We start from the raw sequence: 15,737 nt of genomic DNA on the forward strand, positions 1-15,737 counted from the left end.
GTCACCGGGCCGCCCAGAGGCCCGGTTAGCCGCGGGTGACCGCGGGCACGGATGCAGCGATACCGCGGATCGGCGGGGTGTGGAACGTACCGCCGAACACTCGCTCACTCGCGCCGACGCGATCGAGGTACGGGGTGATGCCACCCATCTGGAACGGCCAGCCGGCTCCGAGGATCATGCACAGGTCGATGTCCTCGGCCGCGTGCACGACGTCTGTGTCCAGCATTCGCTTGATCTCGTCGACCAGGCCGTCTTCAACGCGCTGCAGAATTTCCTCGGCCGTCATCGGTGTGGTGCCGCCGGCGACGATCTTCAGTGCGCCCTTGTCGAAGCCTGTGCGACGTCCCTTGCCGTCGCGTTCGAGAATCTTGCCGTGCTCGGCGAGCCTGTGCAGGTTGTCACTCTCGAAGAAGCGATCGGGGAACGCCGCGTGGTGCGTGTCGAGCACGTGAGCGCCCACGGTGAGACCGACGAGCTCGAGCAACTCGAACGGGGTCATCGGCAGTCCGAACGGTGCCACAGCGGCTTCCACGACCTCGAACGACGTTCCGGTATCAACGGCGTGCATGGCTTCGCCGAGCAATTTGGCGAGTACACGGTTGACCACGAAGCCGGGGGTGTCCCTGGTGATCACGGCGTTTTTTCGCAGCTTGCCGGCAATGACCATCGCGGTGGCGAGTGTCACTTCGTTGGTCTGCGGCGCGTTCACCACCTCGATGAGCGGCATCACGGCAACCGGATTGAAGAAGTGGAACCCGACCAAACGCTCCGGGTGCGCGAGCTTCGACCCGATTTGTTCAACTGAGAGCGACGAGGTATTGGTGGCCAGAATCGCGTCGGGCGAGATGATCTTTTCGATCTCGGCGAACACCGACTGCTTGACGCCCAGTTCCTCGAAGACAGCCTCGATCACCCAGTCGGCGTCGGCGAACGACGACTTGTCGGTCGTGCCGGTGACGAGTGCGCGCAAGCGGTTCGCCTCGTCGGGGGAGATGCGGTTCTTGGCCTGGAGCGCGGCGATTTCGTCGTGAATGTACGCCACACCCTTATCGACGCGGGCCTGGTCAAGGTCGGTGATGACGACGGGCACCTTGAGGCGGCGCACGAACAGCAGCGCGAACTGGCTCGCCATAAGGCCGGCGCCGATCACGCCGACCTTGGTTATCGGCCGGGCCAGTTTCTTGTCCGGCGCTCCGGCTGGGCGCTTGGCGCGTTTCTGAACGAGATTGAAGGCGTAGATGCTCGCCTGCAGCTGATCGCCGGCGATGAGGCCGGCCAGGGCGTCATCCTCGCGCTGAAAACCTTCAGCGCGACTGCCGCTCTTGGCCGCCTGCAGCAGGTCGAGCGCCACATACGGTGACTGGGCAACGTCGCCGATGCGGTTGATGAGCATCTTGCGGGCGATACCGACGGCCGCGTCCCACTTGACGAGGCGCTCGATCTTGTTAGGCGCATTGGATCGCGACACCTTCTCGCTGCCCGCGATGACGCCGTCGGCCCAGTTGATGGAGTCTTCGAGGAACCGCGCCGATGGGAACATGACGTCCGCGATACCGAGCGCGAGGGCATCCGCTCCAGTGAGGGTGCGGTTGTTCTTGAGGGGGTTCTCGATGATGACCTTCAAGGCATTTTCGATGCCGATCAGGTTGGGCAGCAGATACGAACCGCCCCAGCCGGGAATCAGGCCGAGAAAAACCTCGGGAAGAGCGATCGCGGGCACGGACGCGTCCACGGTGCGGTATGCGGCATTGAGACCGATTTCGAGCCCGCCGCCGAGCGCGAGCCCGTTGATGAACACGAACGAGGGCACGCCGAGCGTGTCGAGCTTGCCGAGTGCGTGGTGGCCGAGCTGGCTGAGCAGCTTGCCGACCGCGAGCGAGGGGATGTCGGCGACCTTGCTGAGGTCGGCGCCAGCGGCGAGAATGAACGGCTTACCCGTGACGGCGACACCGTGAATCTCCCCGCGCGCGGCGCGAGCGGTGAGCTCGTCCATGGTGGCGGCGAACTCCAGCAGGGTGAGTGGGCCGAGTGTGTTCGGCCGGGTGTGGTCGCGCCCATTGTCAAGGGTGACCAGCGCCAGTCTGCGGCCAGCGGCGAGCGGCACGTCGCGCACAAAGGAGTGCGTGATGACCTCGTCTCCGGAGATCGCGACGAGCGAACTGAAGTCGAGGGAATTGTAATCGGTGGTCGTCATCGTTTGGCTGCCTTCTTGGTGAAGTGCGGGTTTTCCCAAATCACGGTGCCACCCTGGCCGAGGCCGATGCACATCGCGGTGAGGCCGTAACGCACCTCGGGGTGCGATTCGAACTGGTGGGCGAGCTGGTTCATCAGTCGAACGCCGGAGGAGGCGAGCGGATGCCCCAGCGCGATCGCCCCGCCGTACTCGTTCACGCGGGGATCGTCGTCGTCGATGTCGAAGTGGTCGAGAAAGGAGATGACCTGCACGGCAAAGGCTTCGTTGAGCTCGAACAAACCGATGTCGGTGATCGACAGACCGGCCTTGCGCAGTGCTTTCTCAGTGGAGGGCACCGGCCCCAGACCCATGACCTCCGGTTCCACGCCGGCGAAGGCGAAGCTGACCATGGTCATCTTCACGCCGAGACCGAGTTCCCTGGCCATGGCGCCACTCGCCATCAGACAAGCGGACGCGCCATCGTTCAGACCGGACGCGTTACCCGCCGTGACGCGGCCATGCGACCGGAACGGCGTGCGGAGGGTGGCGAGGCCCTCGAGTGTGGTGTCCGGGCGCGGTGCTTCGTCGCGGGTCGCGAGGCCCCAGCCGGATTCGCTGCGCGTGGCAACGGGAATCAGGTCGGGCTGAATGTTTCCGGCCGCGTAGGCGGCTGCGACCTTCTGCTGGCTGCGCAGCGCGAACCGATCGGAGCGTTCCTTGGTGTACTCGGGGAACCGGTCGTGGATGCGTTCGGCGGTAGCACCCATGTTCAGGGCGTCTTCGCTGACCAGCCGCTCGGAGAGGAACCGCGGGTTCGGGTCTGCCCCGAACCCCATCGGGTGGCGGCCCATGTGCTCGACGCCACCGGCGATGGCGAGATCGTAAGCGCCGAAACCGATGGAGGACCCCATCATGGTGACGGCGGTCATCGCTCCGGCGCACATGCGGTCAATCGCGAAACCGGGGACCGATTTCGGAAGACCGGCCAGAAGAGAGGCGGTACGCCCGAGGGTTAAACCCTGGTCACCGGTCTGGGTTGTGGCTGCGATAGCAACATCATCGATGCGGTCGGGCGGTACAGCGGGGTTTCGTTCCATCAGCCCGATGATCGCCTTGACGACGAGATCGTCCGCTCGGGTGTTCCAGTACATACCCTTGTCGCCGGCGCGTCCGAACGGGGTTCGAACTCCATCCACAAAAACGACTTCTGCTCTCTCGGCCACAATGCCTCCCATACGTCAAACAGATCCGAAGCGGCCTGTTAGCTCTGAATCGATCCTAGGGTGACTCAAATGGGCCTCTCGAATCGTTTGCAGGTTTCTACGACGTCAGATCCGAGATGGGATCGGCTGTTTGTGGAATCTCTACAAAAGCATCCGCTATTAATTGTGCGGTCACGTCAATTTGCCAGCGCCGGGCTCCGAGAACGCTGAGGGCCTGCCCAACGGATGCCGTGTCAGCCGGTTCTGGCGGCGACCACGACACCCGGCGCAGATAGTCCGGAGTGAGCAGATTCTCCAAGGGAATCTCGAGTTCATCCGTGGCCGTCTGCAGCGCAGCGCGCGCCGCCCGATAGCGCACATCGGCCTCCGGATTGCGGTCCGCCCAGGCCCGCGGCGGCGGCAGGGTATCGCTGATCGCCTTGAGCGCTGGCAGATCAGTCGTCGTCCGACCGCGCTCAATGGCGGCCCACCAGCGTTCGAGTTCCGTGCGACTGGCACGACCGTTGAACTCGCGCAGATCGGCCAGGGCCTGTCTCGTTGCCGGCAGCAAGCGTGCGGCGGCAAGCAAGGAAGCGTCGGGAATGAGGCGCCCGGGGGAGACATCGACGTCACGGGCAAATTCATCGCGGGCAAGCCATAATTCGCGGGCAACGGCCAGATTGCGCTGCCCGTGCAGGGAGTGGATGCCCGCCAGCCGCCGCCAGGGATCGATGCGCGCAGCCTTGGCCTCTTTGGCCAGGGTGGCGGCGAACTCCTGGTCGGCGATGTCGGTCTTCTCGGACTCGACGAGCAGTTCGACCATGCGGTCGCGCAGGTCCGGCAGTAGTTCGACGTCGAGTGCGGCGTACACCAGCCACGATTCGGGCAGTGGCCGGGTCGACCAGTTCGCGGCAGAATGCTCCTTGGCGAGGTGGATTCCGAGCAGCTCCTCTACCACGGTGCCGAGGCCGACCCGTGGGATGCCCAGCAGCCGGGCGGCGAGCTCGGTATCGAAGATGTGGGCCGGGTCGAGTCCGACTTCGCGCAGGCAGGCGAGATCCTGGCTCGCAGCGTGCAACACCCACTCGGCGTCGGCGAGCGCAACGTTCAACTCGCTGAAGTTGCCGATCGGCGGTGGGTCGAACAGAAACGTGCCGGCGCCGCGACGGTAAATTTGAATCAGGTACGCGCGCTGCGAGTACGTGAAACCGGATGCCCGTTCCGCGTCGACCCCGACCGGCCCGTTCCCGGCCGCCAGAGCGGCCGTCGCAGCAAGGTACGCCTCCCGGGTGTCAATGACGAGGTGGTGCGATTCAGCCACGGGCTGCTCGGCGTGCTGATAACATGCTGACTCCTTCCCCAGCGGGAGGGAGTCCGGCGAGCATGCACAGCAGCTCGCCCCACCCCTCGACGTGGGCGGTGAGATTGTGATTCAGGGGCGTCCACGATGCGCGCAGCTCAATCTGCGCACCATCTCCCTGTTTGGCGAGTGCGCCAAAGCCGGATGAGATTATTTTAGTCGCCGTTCCGGAAGCCGCGGTGTACGTGGCCTTGCGCGAGTCGAGGGCATCGACGAGCCACGTCCAGGTGACCTCGGCCAGAAACGGGTCGAGCCCGATCTCGACCTCAAGCGGAGCGTGCGCGAAACAGACGACGCGGAAGGCACCATTCCAGCTTTCTGGTTCCTCCGGGTCGTACAGCAGGATGAACCGGCCGGTTCCCAGCTCGGAGTCGCTGCCGTGCCGCACCGGCCCGATATTGGCGGCCAAGGCGATCGAATACGGGGCGAGTTGTGCGGGAGCAGCAATTTCGGTGACGACCAGTTCGGCCCGGCTCCTGGCACGACGAATCGCTGTCAACGCCGCGGCGAACTCCGTGGGGAGCGATTGATCTGTTTCGGGCACGTCTGCAGACTAGAGTTTTTTCTGGGTGTTGTCCGTGAGGCACGCCGATCAGTCGGAGGTGCACATGCACGACCCACAGCCCCCAAACAGGCGTCATGATCACGTTCTGCGCGCGATTCTCGGTGTCACCGGCATTGTTATCGCCGGCTCTGCTGCGGCCATCGTCGGTGTCGCCGGTGTGCTTGCGGGGGTCATGGCGAAGACCATTGTCACACCGCCGGCAGCCCGTACCGATGACACCCGGGTTGTTGCGGTCGACCTGCCAAGCGGCACGATCACACTGCAACGCCATCGCGATTCCGTCCTTGCGGGTGATTACAGCTTCTTCTTCAGCGCGGGCACCGGGCATGCGCGGGTCGGTGAGATTACCGCGCGCTCGGCCGTGACCGTCACCCGGCGTATCCTCACGGTGGACTACGGCGACCTCGCCGCTGCCCGCCGAGGGCGGTTCAGCGGTTGGCTCTACACGGGCCCCGCCGATCTTGGTTTCGCCTGGTCTGAGGTCATCATTCGCACGCCCGTGGGGCTGGCGCCCGCCTGGCTCATTCCAGCGGATGCCGCCATCCGTTCGACAGGGTGGGTGATCCAGGTGCACGGCCGGGCCGTGCGCCGCGAGGAGGCTCTACGGGCCGTGCCGGTGTTTCACTCGGCCGGCTACACCTCGTTGCTCGTCTCCTACCGAAACGACGGCGACGCTCCCGCCAGCACTGATCGCCGTTACGGCCTCGGCGACACCGAATGGCCAGACGTCGACGCCGCCATCGACTATGCCGCCGCGCACGGGGCGACGAGCATCGTGCTGATGGGCTGGTCGATGGGCGGCGCCGTGGTGTTGCAGACGCTGACCCGCGGTCGACGCGCTGACCTGATCGTCGGTGTCGTGCTGGAATCGCCGGTCATCGACTGGCGAGACGTTGTTGACGCGCAGGCCACAGATCGCAAGTTGCCAAGGCTGATCGCCCGCGGCGCCATCGTTGCGCTGGGGGCGCGCTGGGCCCGGCGCCTGACCGGGCAAGACGCTTCCATTGATTTTGCCAGGCTCGACTTTGTGGAACGCGCCCGCGACGTGCACCGTCCCGTTCTCCTGTTGCACAGCGACGACGATGGTTTCGTGCCCCCGACCGGGTCGCGTCGACTCGCCGACCGACGGCCCGACATGGTGACCTTCGTTGCTTTTACCGAAGCCAGACATACGAAACTATGGAACTACGACCCCGATCGGTGGAACGAAGAGATCGCAGCCTGGCTGGCGCAGTTGCCAATGTCTCAAGTAGCGAGTCGATCTCGGAGCTGACGTTTGGCCCGGCCGAGCATAGCGCTCATGCCGCGCAGGCGCAGCGGTGAGACGGCTTCGCTCAAGCCGATGGACTGGGGATAGTCATCGGGAACGGCGAGCACCTGCTGGGCGCTCAGGCCGTCGAGCCCCTGGGCGAGGATTGACGCAAACCCTCGTGTGGTCGGCGACTCGCGCGGAGCAGTGGCGTGCAGGTGGAAGGCGCCGTCGGCGTCCAGGTCGACGAAAATAAAAACCGGCGATTGGCATTCGACGACACGTTCGAGCAGGTCGGGATGATCCTGAAAATTTTGCGGAAGTTCCGGCAGGTCGTTGGCGAACTCGAGCAGCAAGAGCAGGCGGTCCTTCTGCTCGAGTGCCAGAAAGTCCTCCCGAATCTCCGCCAGCAGGTCTGCGCTCATGGACGCGGTGCCGGGGCGGTACCCGGCGCCGTACCGACCGCGATCGGCACGGCGACGGCGTTGCCCCACTCGGTCCAGGAACCGTCGTAGTTGCGCACATTCTCGAAGCCGAGCAGGTAGGTCAGCACAAACCAAGTGTGACTCGACCGTTCACCGATACGGCAGTAGGCGATCACGTCGTCGCCGTCGGACAGGCCTGCTTCCCCGCGGTAGATGTCGTCCAGCTCGGTGCGGGCGCGAAAAGTGGAATCGGTGTCCGCGGCACGGGCCCATGGAACAGACGCTGCCGTAGGAATGTGGCCGCCGCGCAGGGCTCCCTCCTCCGGGTAGGCGGGCATCGTCGTGCGCACACCGCTGTACTCCTCGTCGGAGCGCACATCAATGAGCGGTTTACCGAAATGGGCGAGCACGTCGTTCTTGAAGGCGCGAATCGGGGCGTCGTTGCGCGAGACTACCGGGTATTCCGTGGGGGTGACGGAGGTGGTATCCGTTGTCATCTCGCGCGCCTCGGCAAGCCACTTGGTGCGTCCACCGTCGAGCAGACGAACATCGTCGTGGCCGAACAGGGTGAACACCCAGAGGGCGTAGGCAGCCCACCAGTTGCTCTTATCGCCGTAGATGACCACAGTGCTGTCGCGGGTGATGCCCTTGCTGCTCATGAGGGCAGCGAAAGCGGCGCCCTCGATGTAGTCGCGGTTGACCTTGTCGTTGAGGTCTGTGTGCCAATCGATTTTCACTGAGCCGGGGATGTGTCCCACTTCATACAGCAAGACGTCTTCGTCGGATTCGACCACGACCAGTCCGGCGTCATTGCGATGTTCGGCCAGCCAATCGGTGGAAACCAGTCTGGAAGGGTAGGCGTAGGTGGCAAACTTCTCGGTGGGATCGAACGGGGCAGACATGTAACCTCCAGTGGACAGCGGATGCATACGGATTTGGGTTGACCGCGGATTAGGCTTATCTGGTCCACCCCATAAATCTACGCGGTGCCGGCACACAGCGCATTTGCACACACTGCGCATTCGCAGCACGAAGAACGAGAACGGGCGATTCAGCATGGCACCAGAGGCCCACCAGAAGGCGCACCATACAGTTCCGCAACTGGCCGACCGAACTCCGAGCATCACGGGCCGGGAAATAGTGGCCGAACTGGTGCCGCCTCCCCAGTTTGAACACGCCTCGTTCGAGAACTACCGGCCGGATCACGACTACCCGTCCCAGGTCGCGGCCGTTGAAAAGCTGCAGGAATTCGTGAACCCTCGGCCGGCCGGATTCTTTTCCCGCCGCCGACAGGCGAAGGACGACCTGCCGGGCATCTACCTCGATGGTGGGTTCGGTGTCGGCAAGACGCACCTGCTCGCAGCGCTCTGGCATGCCGCGACCGGCCCGAAATACTTTGGCACCTTCATCGAGTACACCGCCCTCGTGGGCGCCCTCGGCTATCAGGAGACCATCAAGGAGCTGCGCAGCGCGAAACTCATCTGCATCGACGAGTTCGAGCTCGACGATCCGGGCGACACCATGGTGATGACCCGGCTGCTCGGCGAACTCGTCGCCACCGGCACCCGCGTCGCCGCCACGTCGAACACCCCGCCCAACTCGCTCGGCGAGGGCAGATTTGCCGCGCAGGATTTTCTCCGCGAGATCTCCGCGATGAGCGCCAACTTCGAGACCCTGCGCATCGACGGTCTCGACTACCGTCGCCGCAACGTCACCGGTCAGGCCGTGGCGGTTGAGCCGGAGGCACGTGAACACCTCGTCAACACCCTGCTGGAGCGTGGTTCGAAGGTCACCGAGGATGACTTCGGTTCCCTGATTCGTCACCTGGGAACCGTGCATCCGTCTAAATACATCAAGGTCATCCGTGACGTCCAGGTCATTGCTCTGCGGGGCGTCTTTCTTCTGACCGATCAGTCGGACGCCCTGCGTCTGGTCGCGTTCATTGACCGCGTCTATGATGCTGAGATTCCGATCGTCGCCAGTGGACGTCCGCTCAATGAGGTGTTCGACGACGAGATGATGGCGGGCGGGTATCGCAAGAAATACCAGCGGTCGCAGTCGCGCATGGTCGCCCTCACTACGGGAGAGTTGCCGCCGCACACCGACTGACCCCGAAATCTGGCGTTAACAATTTGCCAGCGGCCGTAACCGCGACGAAACACGTCGGAACGTTTGTTGTAACAGTCACCTCGGATACTTATCTCGTATCCGAGGTGGATCGCCTCGCGCTACGCCCTGCACATTTGAGACGCGTGAGGACAATTCTATGGAAACCGGAAGCATTGCCTGGGGGCTGACCGCCACCGCGCTCGTGTTGTTCATGACACCGGGGGTCGCCTTCTTCTATGGCGGGCTGGTCAAGGCGAAAAGCGTCATCAGCATGATGATGATGAGCTTTGGTGCACTGGGCCTCATCAGCGTCCTGTGGATTCTGTACGGCTACAACATGAGCGCCGTGAACGGTCCCACCGAATTCGCCGGCAATCCGTTCTCCGACTTCGGCCTGGGCAATCTCGCCATGGGAGAGACGGGTAGCACCGACCTGCTCGGTGCCACGTACGGTGCCACATTCGCCATCATCACCGTCGCGCTCATCAGCGGGGCCGTTGCCGACCGGGCAAAGTTCGGATCCTGGATGATCTTCGCGGGAATCTGGGCGACCCTCGTCTACTTCCCGGTCGCAGCCTGGGTCTGGGGCGGCGGCTGGATCATGAAGCTCGGCGAAACGTTGGGCCTGCCGAGCGTCATCGACTATGCCGGTGGTACCGCGGTGCACATCAATGCCGGTGCCGCAGCTCTCGCGCTTGCCCTGGTCCTCGGCAAGCGCGTCGGGTTTCAGAAGGGCATCACCAAACCGCACAACGTACCGCTCGTCCTCATCGGCGCCTCGATTCTCTGGTTCGGCTGGTTCGGTTTCAACGCCGGTGCTGAATGGCTCAATGGCCTCGCCAATGTCGGCATCATCGTGATCAACACCCTGGGCGCCACGGCAGCGTCCATCCTCGCCTGGATGCTCGTGGAAAAGTTCAAGGACGGTAAAGCCACCTCGGTGGGCGCCGCATCGGGCGCCGTTGCCGGCCTCGTCGCCATCACCCCGGCCTGCGCCAACCTGGAGCCGGGGTGGGCGCTCCTGCTCGGCGGGCTCTCCGGTGCCGTGTGCGCCCTCGCCGTTGAACTCAAGTTCAAGCTCGGCTTCGACGACTCGCTCGACGTCGTCGGCATCCACCTGGTCGGTGGCATCATCGGCACCCTGTATCTCGGCTTCTTCGCCATCAACACCGGACTCCTCACCGGCGGAGACCTCGGTCAGCTCGCGGTGCAGGCCATTGCAGGCTTTTCAGTTCTCGTCTACTCCTTCATCGTCGCCTACCTGCTCGGCCTCGCGATCGAGAAGACCATCGGCTTCCGTATCAAGAACGAAGATGAACTGGCCGGAATCGACACGAGCGTGCACGGCGAAGAGGGTTACGCCCTCGAGCGGGTCTAGCTTCTGACGTCGTCAGTGTGCACTGTCTGCCTGGCACGGGGCGGCACGGAATACGGGTTGGCCCGCTTCTGTACCGCCCTTCGTGCGTTGCGCACCTCGTTGACACCGCGCACTGTTCGTGCGAAACAGATTGGTGCGAAGCAGGTTGCTGCTGGGAAGAATTTGTGCGGGGCTGTGTTTCTGCGAGCGAGCGGATACCGGCGGTTCAGCCGCGAACGCAGGTCCCGGATGATATCGGCGAGCTCAAACCGGGCGCCTGGCTGATAACCGGCTGCACCTCTTCGAGCGCGAGGGCGTAGCCGACATTTTCGGTGTTGGACGCCTTGGCAAAGATAACGCCGACCACCAGGCCGGATTCGCTCAAAAGAGGTCCGCCCGATTCGCCCTGCTGCACGTCCGAAGCCACGGTGTACACCTGGCGGGGCGTGGGGTCCTGTCCATAAATATCGGCGACGTTGATGGTGCCGATCGAGATGACCTGCGCGGGATCGGAGACATACGGACCTCCGAAGGGATACCCGTCGGCGGCCGCGCCGCTGCCTACTGGGAGATTTGCGCCGACGGTCAGCGGTGCAGCATCCAGGCCGGGTACCGAAATGATGGCGAGGTCATCGACCGGGTCGAAGTAGACAATTTCGCCGGCAATTGTTTCACCGGCCGGCGTTTGCACGACGGGCTGCCTCACGCCAGCGACGACATGCGCATTCGTGACGACGCGGCCGTCAGAGACGACAAAACCGCTGCCGGACTGGCTCTGCCCGCAGGCGTAGGCCGTTCCGGTGATGCGTACGACCGACTGCGCCGCCACAGCCAGTGCCGGGCTGCTCGTGTCGGCTTCGGCGGCATCCGGTGCCGGTCCCGCAAATGCGTCGACGATGCGCGGCAGGCCCTGCTGCACGGCCAATGAACGCAACTCGGCCAGGAGCGCCTTGACCGGGTCGGGGGTGAGAGAGTCAATTCCTGAGACGACGGTGGAGGAGGCGATGGCGGGGGACAGGAACGGGATGCCCAGGGCGCCGATGCTGAACGCGACCATCGACGCGACGAGGGCGGAGGCAACAGCGGCAAACGCTGATCCCAACACGCGGTTGAGGGTGCCGAGCGGGGAGCGCCGTGTCTGACTACCGAACAAGCCACCCACGGACACACCGATCGAGTGGCCGATGAGTACGAGCAGAATCGCCACGGCGATCGTGGCCGGAGTGCGCCATTCGGCCGCAGGCACCCAGGCACCCACGAGGGGCACTATGAAGAAGGCGGCTATCCCGCCGAGCACGGCGCCGACGATACCGGTGAGGCTCCGCAGCAGTCCACTGCGATAACCGTTGACGAGGGCTACAAAGAGGACGAGAACGAGAAAGAGGTCGAGAACGGTCGAACCCGGCATTCGTCTCCTCATCTGTAGTTCGTGTGGTGCAGCACGACGTTTCTTGTCTTCTTCATGTTTACACAGGCCGCCTCCGCGATTGCTGAGCGGAACCGCCTCCCTGCATGCATTCCCGGGTGATCAACATGCGCAGGGGGTGCCCAGCGAGTACCGTGAGGCAGATCGAGAAAGGATTCGTATGGCGAACGCTGAGGCACATCCCATTTCCGCGATAGCACCGCCCCTGGCCGGGAGGGCCTCGGCGAGCCAGAACTGGTCGCATGTGGTGTTTCTGCACTGGCGAGTGGATGCGGCTCTGGTCGCGCCGTTGTTGCCGAAAGGCCTCGTCCCCGACGAACACGACGGGTCGAGCTGGGTCGGCCTGATTCCTTTTGTGCTCGATCGCGCGACCATTCTCGGGAGCCCGCCGATTCCGTACTTCGGCACCTTCGTCGAAGTGAATGTTCGGCTCTATGCGGTCGACTCCGAGGGCCGTCGCGGTGTCGTGTTTGTCTCATTGGAGGCCGGTCGCCTCGCGGCTGTGCTGGCTGCCCGCGCCCTGTTCTCGTTGCCCTACATCTGGTCGCGCACCCGACTCACGATCGATTCCGGCCAGTACCGGTACACCTCGACGCGACACGGGGACCGTTCCAAGCGCTCAGAGATCGTGGCGCGACCGCGGTCAGGTGCTGTCGTTGATGATCCGCTGGCAGATTTTCTCACGGCACGATGGGCGTTATTCACGAGTATCCGTGGGCGGACCGTGTATTTGCGCAACCACCACGAGCCGTGGCCCTTGTTCGGGGCTGAGCTGGTCAGACTCGATGACACACTATTGGCCGGGGCTGGTTTTGCCGGCCTCACCGATCGCGCGCCCGATTCTGTGCTCTATTCACCCGGCGTCACGACCTGGTTCGGCCGGGGAAAGTAACGACGCCAGCGCTCAGAAAGATCTGGGAAAATAATTGTGACAGACAAATCCACACGAGGAGCAATACACCATGGGATTTCTTGACTTTCTGCTGGGCCGCAAGGAGCAATCACCCACCGACCACCGATCAAACCGTTCGACCAGCGGCGCCACGCGCAGCGAGGATGAGATCGCAGTCGAGCGCTACCAATACCTGCTGCGCACGGCCCCGCCCGAAACCATCGAACAGGTGCATAGCGAGGCGTTCTCAAAGTTGACCGACGAGCAGCGCGATATTCTCTTTCGCCAACTCACCGAGAACGTCGAACCGAGCGAACGCCCCGCGGACGCCGCACCGGCCGCGCTCGCCCAAGCCGCGACCCGGGCTGAACTGCGTCAGCCCGGCACGCTGACGCGCTCGTTTGGAAACCAGAACGGAAGGGGCTTCGGCGGCATGATGGGCAGCTCACTGCTGGGCACCGTCGCCGGATTCGTCATTGGTTCGGCACTGGTCAGCGCCTTTATGCCGATGGATGGCGGCGGTACGGATGCCGGAGCCGACGCCAACACCGAAACCAACGCGGACCCCGCGAGCGATGCGGGCGGCGACTCCGGCGGCGATTTCGGCGGCGATTTTGGTGGCGGCGACTTCGGCTTCTGAGCCTGTGAGCTTCTGGGCCTGTGAGCTTCTGGGCCTGTTAGTGGATAGCGGCTATCGCGTCGCCGATCGGCACGTCGCCGTCGGTGAATTCAATGAACGCGCCCACGGTGTTAGCCTCGTCCAGCACGGCCGCGGCAACGAGCGCCACGTTCTCGCGTGAAGTGTCACCGGTCGCTTTCGAGCCCACGTTGATGGAGCCCGTCGCGGCGGCCAAGGTCAACGTGCTCGGTCCGAGAATGGTCCAGTTCAGCGAGGTGGCGCGCAGATAGTCATCGGCGGCAGCCTTGGCCTCGTAGTAGGCGAACATGCCGTTGTCGGGTGAGGCACCGTGATCGGCACGTGATCCCAGATACGACACCATCACGTAACGGTGGATGCCGGCTTGAGCGGCGGCATCCATCGAGCGGATGGCCGCGTCCCGGTCCACCGCGTACGTGCGCTCTGCGCCTCCTCCGCCGGCGCCGGCGGACCAGACCACCGCAGCATGCCCGGCGAGCGCTTTGGCCATTTCATCCGCAGTCAGGTGCTCGACATCCGCTACGAGCGGCGTTGCACCGGTCGCCGTGACGTCGTCGACGTGTTCGGGGTTGCGGATGAGCGAGGTGACATCATGTCCCGCAGTCGTGAGCAAACGGGCCAGGTGGAGGGCAACTTTTCCGTGTCCGCCGATGATCGCAATTTTTGTCATGCCTTCAGCCTCCCACGATTGACTGAAAGCGCGTCTTAGATCTGAACAAAGCCGAGCAGTTGGGCACTCAGGGCCACGCAGATCAGTTGCACGGCGGTGAAAACGGCCACCCAGAAAATACCCGGAATGTGGGTGAGTCTTGCCAATTGATCGGCGTCCGACGAGGAGCCGCCCCGACGCGACCGGGATTGTTGCAGTTCGAAAGACGTGCGCAGCGAACCGAAAAGGAGAACCAGGGTGACCAACAGCGCGAACACACCCTGTACCCGGGGCGACCCAAACCAGGAGACACTAAACACGACGGCGCCGGTAACAGCAACCGACCAGAGCCCGAACCAGTTGCGGATCTGTACGAGCAGCACTGCCAGTAGCACGAGAAGTACCCATAAGAGACCCACGTCGTAGCCCAAACTGAGTAACCAGGCCGCGCCGAGGCCGAGCAGCGCTGCGGCCGGGTAGCCGGCCAGCAGGGTGAAGATCATTCCGGGGCCGGTCGCACGTCCGCGACTCACGGTGAGCCCGGAAGTGTCCGAATGCAAGCGGATGCCGCCCAACCGCCGCCCGCTCAGCACGGCGACGACACCGTGGCCGCCTTCGTGCACGATCGTGATGACATGCCGCGCGAGGCGCCACGTCGGAGGAAAGAGCACGATCACAGCTGCTGCTGCCACGGTTAGCCAGGCAATGAGCGGTTCCAGCGCGGCATGTGGTGTCGTCATGCGCTGCCAGATGTCGAGAAGTACGTCCATGTCTCTCAGACTAGGTCGCCTCGACCGCGCGAGGTGATCAACAGAAAAACCCCCGCTGACCGGGGGGTTTTTCGTGGTGGGCGATGCGGGACTTGAACCCACGACCTCTTCCGTGTGAAGGAAGCGCGCTACCAGCTGCGCCAATCGCCCAATTGCTTTTCGCACAACAGCCAAGGCTTATCGTGCGGCTTTTGATACTAGCCCAGACTGGCGCGCCGCCGCACATCGAGACCGCACCGGGAGTGGCGCGGGTGCCGTGCGCGGTCAGCAGTCAGGTCACGGCAGGCCGTTGCGCCGACCGACGCAACACGCCGTAAACGCCTCGGTTTGGTTTCCGTCTTGCTATTCGGCTAGAGTCTCCAAGTACGCAGAAATGCGGACAGTTGCGGATGTGGCGCAGTGGTAGCGCATCACCTTGCCAAGGTGAGGGTCGCGAGTTCGAATCTCGTCATCCGCTCGAATGAACTGGAATCGGTCGAAAGGCCGGTTCCAATTCGTTTGGTATGAACCCATATGGTGTGAACCCACATGGTGGATTGGCCGAGAGGCGAGGCAGCGGCCTGCAAAGCCGTTAACACGGGTTCGAATCCCGTATCCACCTCCGTTCTTTGTGCACGTCCTGAAGAATAGATAGTTCCCAGAATCTTGGGCGATTGGCGCAGCGGTAGCGCGCTTCCCTGACACGGAAGAGGTCACTGGTTCGATCCCAGTATCGCCCACAGAGCATCTCCTGCTGTACAAGAACCCCGGTCATCCGGGGTTTTTTTTGCCCGAAGCCTCGGCGCAGACGAGCGGCAGGGGAGCGGCAGGGGGCGGCGGGGTTGTCGGCGCCGATGTCGTGATTGAACGCTCGACGGTTTCGGAATCGGTATCGGTGTGAGATCGGAACCCGGGCATCACCA

The 15,737-nt window shown here is 63.7% G+C and carries 14 protein-coding genes and 4 tRNA genes; 8 read left to right on the top strand and 10 right to left on the bottom strand.

Features of this window, described 5'->3' with window-relative positions:
- Positions 1-25 precede the first annotated feature (25 nt).
- From CXY72_RS17810 to CXY72_RS17825, 4 genes are all read right to left on the bottom strand, one after another.
- Entirely contained in the window at positions 26-2,194 is a 2,169-nt protein-coding gene (locus tag CXY72_RS17810) for a 3-hydroxyacyl-CoA dehydrogenase NAD-binding domain-containing protein (RefSeq protein WP_104129003.1), read from the bottom strand.
- The gene (locus CXY72_RS17815; protein ID WP_104129213.1) at positions 2,191-3,396 is read right to left on the bottom strand and encodes a thiolase family protein; all 1,206 of its coding nucleotides are present in this window, start codon (positions 3,394-3,396) and stop codon (positions 2,191-2,193) included. Before CXY72_RS17815 ends, CXY72_RS17810 begins: the two co-directional genes overlap by 4 nt.
- A gap of 97 nt (positions 3,397-3,493) precedes the next feature.
- On the bottom strand, positions 3,494-4,696 hold the full coding sequence (locus CXY72_RS17820) for an HRDC domain-containing protein (protein WP_199184088.1): 1,203 nt from the start codon (positions 4,694-4,696) through the stop codon (positions 3,494-3,496).
- A complete protein-coding gene (locus tag CXY72_RS17825; protein WP_104129005.1) occupies positions 4,689-5,279 on the bottom strand; it encodes a DUF3000 domain-containing protein in 591 nt (196 codons plus the stop codon). The genes CXY72_RS17820 and CXY72_RS17825 overlap by 8 nt, the downstream gene beginning before the upstream one ends.
- A gap of 64 nt (positions 5,280-5,343) precedes the next feature.
- Here CXY72_RS17825 and CXY72_RS17830 point away from each other — a divergent pair, with 64 nt between their 5' ends.
- Complete coding sequence (locus tag CXY72_RS17830) at positions 5,344-6,573, top strand: S9 family peptidase (protein WP_104129006.1); 1,230 nt, start codon at positions 5,344-5,346, stop codon at positions 6,571-6,573.
- Here CXY72_RS17830 and CXY72_RS17835 read toward each other — a convergent pair.
- Positions 6,546-6,974, bottom strand: coding sequence for a SufE family protein (locus tag CXY72_RS17835; protein WP_104129007.1), 429 nt, complete (start codon positions 6,972-6,974; stop codon positions 6,546-6,548). The two genes, CXY72_RS17830 and CXY72_RS17835, sit on opposite strands and share 28 nt — an antisense overlap.
- On the bottom strand, positions 6,971-7,876 hold the full coding sequence (locus CXY72_RS17840; protein WP_104129008.1) for a sulfurtransferase: 906 nt from the start codon (positions 7,874-7,876) through the stop codon (positions 6,971-6,973). The genes CXY72_RS17835 and CXY72_RS17840 overlap by 4 nt, the downstream gene beginning before the upstream one ends.
- A 154-nt stretch (positions 7,877-8,030) precedes the next feature.
- On the opposite strand from CXY72_RS17840, the gene zapE reads away from it, so the two are divergent.
- Positions 8,031-9,083: a cell division protein ZapE gene (zapE, locus tag CXY72_RS17845; protein WP_104129214.1), complete on the top strand. Its 1,053-nt coding sequence runs from the start codon at positions 8,031-8,033 to the stop codon at positions 9,081-9,083.
- A 157-nt stretch (positions 9,084-9,240) separates the two neighbouring features.
- A complete protein-coding gene (locus tag CXY72_RS17850; RefSeq protein WP_104129009.1) occupies positions 9,241-10,461 on the top strand; it encodes an ammonium transporter in 1,221 nt (406 codons plus the stop codon).
- A 205-nt stretch (positions 10,462-10,666) separates the two neighbouring features.
- Here CXY72_RS17850 and CXY72_RS17855 read toward each other — a convergent pair whose 3' ends face one another.
- Positions 10,667-11,848 (bottom strand): MarP family serine protease, encoded by a 1,182-nt coding sequence (locus CXY72_RS17855; RefSeq protein WP_104129010.1) that lies wholly within the window; start codon positions 11,846-11,848, stop codon positions 10,667-10,669.
- Between the two features lie 178 nt (positions 11,849-12,026).
- Here CXY72_RS17855 and CXY72_RS17860 point away from each other — a divergent pair, with 178 nt between their 5' ends.
- Both CXY72_RS17860 and CXY72_RS17865 read left to right on the top strand, forming a co-directional pair.
- Complete coding sequence (locus tag CXY72_RS17860; protein ID WP_104129011.1) at positions 12,027-12,758, top strand: YqjF family protein; 732 nt, start codon at positions 12,027-12,029, stop codon at positions 12,756-12,758.
- Between the two features lie 70 nt (positions 12,759-12,828).
- Positions 12,829-13,398, top strand: coding sequence for a hypothetical protein (locus CXY72_RS17865; protein WP_104129012.1), 570 nt, complete (start codon positions 12,829-12,831; stop codon positions 13,396-13,398).
- A gap of 37 nt (positions 13,399-13,435) precedes the next feature.
- On the opposite strand, the gene CXY72_RS17870 is transcribed toward CXY72_RS17865, so the two are convergent.
- The 3 genes from CXY72_RS17870 to CXY72_RS17880 form a co-directional block, all read right to left on the bottom strand.
- Positions 13,436-14,086: an SDR family oxidoreductase gene (locus tag CXY72_RS17870; RefSeq protein ID WP_104129013.1), complete on the bottom strand. Its 651-nt coding sequence runs from the start codon at positions 14,084-14,086 to the stop codon at positions 13,436-13,438.
- 35 nt (positions 14,087-14,121) lie between these two features.
- Complete coding sequence (locus tag CXY72_RS17875) at positions 14,122-14,835, bottom strand: M50 family metallopeptidase (RefSeq protein WP_104129014.1); 714 nt, start codon at positions 14,833-14,835, stop codon at positions 14,122-14,124.
- A 74-nt stretch (positions 14,836-14,909) separates the two neighbouring features.
- Positions 14,910-14,985 (bottom strand) — tRNA-Val (locus tag CXY72_RS17880).
- Between the two features lie 235 nt (positions 14,986-15,220).
- Here CXY72_RS17880 and CXY72_RS17885 point away from each other — a divergent pair.
- The 3 genes from CXY72_RS17885 (at position 15,221) to CXY72_RS17895 (ending at position 15,554) form a co-directional block, all read left to right on the top strand.
- Positions 15,221-15,292, top strand: a tRNA-Gly gene (locus tag CXY72_RS17885).
- Between the two features lie 73 nt (positions 15,293-15,365).
- Positions 15,366-15,436 (top strand) — tRNA-Cys (locus CXY72_RS17890).
- A 46-nt stretch (positions 15,437-15,482) separates the two neighbouring features.
- Positions 15,483-15,554, top strand: a tRNA-Val gene (locus CXY72_RS17895).
- Positions 15,555-15,737 lie beyond the last annotated feature (183 nt).

The organism is Cryobacterium sp. Y57 (genome assembly GCF_002929505.1).
GTDB lineage: Bacteria > Actinomycetota > Actinomycetes > Actinomycetales > Microbacteriaceae > Cryobacterium.

Excerpts from the sequence above, each read along its gene's own strand:
- CXY72_RS17810 (WP_104129003.1), bottom strand. The coding sequence starts at position 2,194 with ATGACGACCACCGATTACAATTCCCTCGACTTCAGTTCGCTCGTCGCG.
- CXY72_RS17830 (WP_104129006.1), top strand. The coding sequence starts at position 5,344 with ATGCACGACCCACAGCCCCCAAACAGGCGTCATGATCACGTTCTGCGC.
- CXY72_RS17835 (WP_104129007.1), bottom strand. The coding sequence starts at position 6,974 with ATGAGCGCAGACCTGCTGGCGGAGATTCGGGAGGACTTTCTGGCACTC.
- CXY72_RS17840 (WP_104129008.1), bottom strand. The coding sequence starts at position 7,876 with ATGTCTGCCCCGTTCGATCCCACCGAGAAGTTTGCCACCTACGCCTAC.
- zapE (WP_104129214.1), top strand. The coding sequence starts at position 8,031 with ATGGCACCAGAGGCCCACCAGAAGGCGCACCATACAGTTCCGCAACTG.
- CXY72_RS17850 (WP_104129009.1), top strand. The coding sequence starts at position 9,241 with ATGGAAACCGGAAGCATTGCCTGGGGGCTGACCGCCACCGCGCTCGTG.
- CXY72_RS17855 (WP_104129010.1), bottom strand. The coding sequence starts at position 11,848 with ATGCCGGGTTCGACCGTTCTCGACCTCTTTCTCGTTCTCGTCCTCTTT.
- CXY72_RS17860 (WP_104129011.1), top strand. The coding sequence starts at position 12,027 with ATGGCGAACGCTGAGGCACATCCCATTTCCGCGATAGCACCGCCCCTG.
- CXY72_RS17865 (WP_104129012.1), top strand. The coding sequence starts at position 12,829 with ATGGGATTTCTTGACTTTCTGCTGGGCCGCAAGGAGCAATCACCCACC.
- CXY72_RS17870 (WP_104129013.1), bottom strand. The coding sequence starts at position 14,086 with ATGACAAAAATTGCGATCATCGGCGGACACGGAAAAGTTGCCCTCCAC.
- CXY72_RS17875 (WP_104129014.1), bottom strand. The coding sequence starts at position 14,835 with ATGGACGTACTTCTCGACATCTGGCAGCGCATGACGACACCACATGCC.